The sequence below is a fragment of the Candidatus Poriferisodalis multihospitum genome, from assembly GCF_028283155.1.
Lineage (GTDB): Bacteria > Actinomycetota > Acidimicrobiia > Acidimicrobiales > Poriferisodalaceae > Poriferisodalis > Poriferisodalis multihospitum.
Window position 1 is genome coordinate 1 of sequence record NZ_JAPYOK010000041.1, and the last position, 4,037, is coordinate 4,037.

Genomic DNA, 4,037 nt, shown 5'->3' on the forward strand with positions numbered 1-4,037 from the left:
GTCGGTGGGATGGTGCGCCTCGATCGACGCGATATGGACGATGGAGCCGCCGCTGCCCTGGGCTCGCATCGCCGCTGCCGCAGCGTGGGTCAGCCGGTGTACCGCTGTCAGGTTGACATCGATCATCTCGGACCACTCGGCGTCGCTCAGCTCGGCAAAGTGCACGAGCGGCTGGACGGCTGCGTTGTTGACGAGCCCGTCGATGCGGCCGCACCGGGTCAGTGCCGCATCCACCACACGCTGCGGCGCATCGGTTTCAGCCAGGTCGGCCTGCACCGATGCCAAGGATTGACCATCCGCATCGACCAGATGGTCGACCGGAGAGGACCGGGTGTGCGCCACGACCGTGGCACCAGCGGCCATCAGCCTGCGAGCGATACCGGCGCCGATGCCCCCGCCGGCGCCCGTGACCACGATGACCCGACCATCCAATCGGATCAGCTCATCCGGCGGCCGCAGTTCATCCTGCTCAGCCATCTCCGAGACCCTCCCTCGTGAGGCGCTGGATATCGGCAGCGGCTTCGGGATACGCGGCGGCGAGCTCGGCCCGGTCGCCGAGCTCGAAGCCGGCCTCGTGGTAGCCGGGCGCCATCGTGGTGCCCACCAGCGACCAGGCCCCGGCGGTCTCCGCCGCCATCCACGTCCCTGGCGCCACCACCACGACCGGCCGTTCGCCGCCAGCCAAGTCGTCGCCGAGCCGGGGGCGGCGCACCGACCCGCCGGGCTCCAGCAGAAGCATGTCCACAGCAGCGCCGGCGTAGTGATGCCACAGCTCCACGCTGTCCAGCCGGTGCAACGCAGAGAAGTCGTTGGGCCGAAGCAGGAAGTAGATGGCCGTTGAGTGCTCGTCGCGCCAGGTCTGAGCCCACTGGCCGCCCTCGCCGGGGAGCGGCTCGAGCCCCAGCAGCTCGATCACCTCGTCCGCGTCCACCGGCCCAACGTAACCCTGTGATCCCCGCACGGGTGCGTCGGGGGAGCCGCCTCAGTCGATGTCAGGCGCGATCGGATCGAGTCCCAGCAGGTCCTCGAGCACCGCGGTTGTCTGCAGCACACCCACGTCGTCAGTCTAGCATCGCATCGAAACCCGACATCGCCTCGCCGAGCTGCACCGACAGCTCGCCGCATTGCTGGCGAGCCGCGGACACGGTGTCGACGGTGATTCGTTCGAAGGCCTCTGCCAGCGCTACGGCCAGCCAGTCGGTGACGTCGTCCCATGCGTCGGTCCCGAACAACGGTCGGAAGGCCGGTGCGATCAGCCCGCCCAGGAACAGCGGCAGGAACGCCTCGGTCACGATGCCGGCCGGTTCGAACAGCGGTCCGGCCTCGACAACTTCGGTGCCTTCGGCCGCCAGCCGCTCCACGGCGGCGGTGCACGACGCCATGATCTCTGAGTCGACCGGCCCGCCGTCGAACGACGGCACCCACAGCACCCTCGCCGGCAGCGGCGGGTCGTCAAGCGCGGCACGCCACGACTCGGTCGGCGCCGGCAGGCTGCGCAGATCTGAGGGATGCGGCCCGATGATCGCGTCGAGGCAGTACGCAACGTCGCGGATCCGGCGGGCCATGGGGCCGACGCACGACAAGTCCAGCAGCCCCGGCGGGGGCGGGCCGCTCGGCACACGCCCGTGACTCGGCTTGAGGCCCGACATCCCGCACATGGCCGAGGGGATGCGGATGGAGCCCCCGCCGTCGGAGCCGGTGCCCACCGGCACCATGCCCGACGCAACCGCCGAGCTGGTGCCGCCCGATGATCCGCCGGGGGAGCGGCCGGACTGCCACGGATTCCACGTGGGGCCGAAGACGTTGTTGTAGGTGTCGCCCATGCAGCCGAACTCGGGCGTGTTGGTCTTGCCCAATATCACCGCTCCGGCGGCGCGCATGCGCGCTACTTCGGTGGAATCGGCAGCGACCGGCGCCGAGTCACGCAGGTGCATCGCTCCCCGTGTGGTGACGAACCCCGCGGCGTCTGCCAGGTCCTTGACACCGATGGGAATGCCCGCCAGGGGCCCCACGTCGTCACCGGCATCGAGCCGCTCGTCGATGGCGGCCGCCTGCGAGCGAGCGCTCTCGGCGTCAAGCGCCACGAACGCATTGAGCTGCGGGTTCAGCGTGTCGATGCGCTCGAGCGAGTGGTCCGTCACCGCCGCTGCCGTTAGCGACCGATCTCGCACCATCGCCGCCAGCGCCTCCACCGACACTGTCCGAAAGTCGGGCACCTCCATGGCTGCCTCCCCTGTCCCGCTTGCCGCCGGACACTAGCGACCAGCCGAAACCCGTCTGGGCAGCGGCTGCCTCAGCGAGCGGATGCGCCGCCGTCGATGGTGACCGATGTGCCGCTGACGTGGCTCGCCCGGTCTGATGCGAGGAAAGCGACCACGTCGGCCACCTGCTCCACCGTGCCCGGAGCCGGATCGGCGGGAATCAGCTCCTCCCAGCGCGACTCATCGCCGAGTTCATCGATCGCCTGGCGGCGGAGCATGTCACCCATCCGGTCGGTGATGATCAGGCCAGGGTTGACGGCCACCACGCGCACGCCGTCGCGCAGGCTCTGGCTGCCGAGAGCGGCGGTCATCGCCACCAGGCCGCTGTTGCCCACCCCGCCCGCGATGTACGACGGTTGCGGTCGCAGCGACGCCACGCCGATGACGTTGACGATGACCCCGCTGCCCCGCGCTGTCATCAACGGCAGGACGGCCCGGCACAGATCGATGTAGCCGAACACCTTCAGATCCCAGGCGTCGCGCCACGTCGCATCATCCACCGTCACGATGTCGCCGGCAGGAATCGCCCCGGCGTTGTTCACCCAGATGTCCGCCAAGCCGGACCCGCCGCCGCCATCGCAGCCGGTCTCGGCAAGCAGCGTCTGCCGGCCCTCGGCCGTCGACAGGTCGACGGCATGTGTCGTGACGGCTACTCCAGGCGCCGCCTGTTGTACTTCCTTGGCGGCCCGCGCCAGTACGTCCGCCGACCGAGCGGCCAGCGCAACATCACAGCCCTCGCGGGCCAGCGCCACCGCGCACCCGAGTCCGATCCCCTTCGAGGCGCCGGTGATCACGGCGCGCCTGCCCGTCAGCCCCAAGTCCATCGGCTCAACGTAACCCCGGCATCGAACAGGCGCCTGATGGTCGTGGGCTCAGTCGGGCTTCGACGTTCGGGCGCTGTTCGGGCTGCGGTTCTACGCTGCGCGGATGGCTGGCGTTGACGAGGTTCGTGACGAAGCCCGAACGTGGCTGGAAGAGCACTGGCACCGGGAGCGGCCGCTGATCGAGTGGCGCAACCTGCTGGCCGACACCGGCTGGGGCACGCCGTCGTGGCCCGTCGAGTGGCACGGGCGCGGGCTGCCGCCGTCGATGGATGCCGCGGTGGCCCGCGAGTTCGACGCGGTCGGAGCGGTGGGGGTGGCGGCGGGCGTCAGCATGTATCTCGTGGCGCCGACGCTGCTCGCCCATGCCGACGACGACCAGAAGCGGCGCCACCTGCGCCCGATCCTGACCGGCGAGCACAAGTGGTGCCAGCTCTTCTCCGAGCCCACCAACGGCTCAGACCTGGCGGGACTGGTGACCCGGGCCGACCGCGACGGCGACGAGTGGATCGTCAACGGGCAGAAGGTGTGGAACTCGGGAGCGCACAAGGCCCGCTTCGGCATTTTGATGGCGCGCACCAACTGGGACGTGCCCAAGCACCAAGGCATCTCGTACTTCCTGATCCCGATGGACCAGCCCGGCGTGGAGGTGCGCCCGCTGCGCCAGATGAACGGCCACGCCACATTCAACGAGGTGTTCTTCGAGGATGCCCGAGTGCCCGGCGACGAGCTGGTCGGCAACCCCGGCGACGGCTGGCGCATCGGCCTCACCACGCTCACCCACGAGCGGGCCGCGGTGGCCACGCGCCGCCCGCGCTACCCGGCCGACGGCGGCCCGACGGTCGAGCGGGCGAAGCAGGAGAGCGACGAGTACTTCGCCACCTACAAGTGGTACCCGCAGCGAGCCGGGCGGGCGAACCTGGTCGTGCCCGAAGCGCAGCGCACCGGCCGGGTC

The 4,037-nt window shown here is 70.2% G+C and carries 5 protein-coding genes; 1 reads left to right on the forward strand and 4 read right to left on the reverse strand.

The features are described from left to right. The 4 genes from VI480_RS03940 to VI480_RS03955 form a co-directional block, all read right to left on the reverse strand. Positions 1 to 477, reverse strand: a 477-nt coding sequence (locus tag VI480_RS03940; protein WP_323671512.1) for an SDR family NAD(P)-dependent oxidoreductase, incomplete at its 3' end; no start/stop codon positions are given. Continuing rightward, entirely contained in the window at positions 470 to 931 is a 462-nt protein-coding gene (locus VI480_RS03945; protein ID WP_323671513.1) for a cupin domain-containing protein, read from the reverse strand. The genes VI480_RS03945 and VI480_RS03940, both read right to left, overlap by 8 nt. Positions 932 to 1,061: 130 nt before the next feature. Next, entirely contained in the window at positions 1,062 to 2,222 is a 1,161-nt protein-coding gene (locus VI480_RS03950; protein ID WP_323671514.1) for an amidase, read from the reverse strand. 71 nt (positions 2,223 to 2,293) lie between these two features. Continuing rightward, positions 2,294 to 3,085 carry a short-chain dehydrogenase/reductase gene (locus tag VI480_RS03955; protein WP_323671515.1) on the reverse strand — a complete coding sequence of 264 codons (792 nt, stop codon included), beginning with the start codon at positions 3,083 to 3,085 and terminating at the stop codon, positions 2,294 to 2,296. A gap of 103 nt (positions 3,086 to 3,188) precedes the next feature. On the opposite strand from VI480_RS03955, the gene VI480_RS03960 reads away from it, so the two are divergent. After that, a partial coding sequence (locus VI480_RS03960) for an acyl-CoA dehydrogenase family protein (RefSeq protein WP_323671516.1) occupies positions 3,189 to 4,037 on the forward strand: 849 nt, incomplete at its 3' end.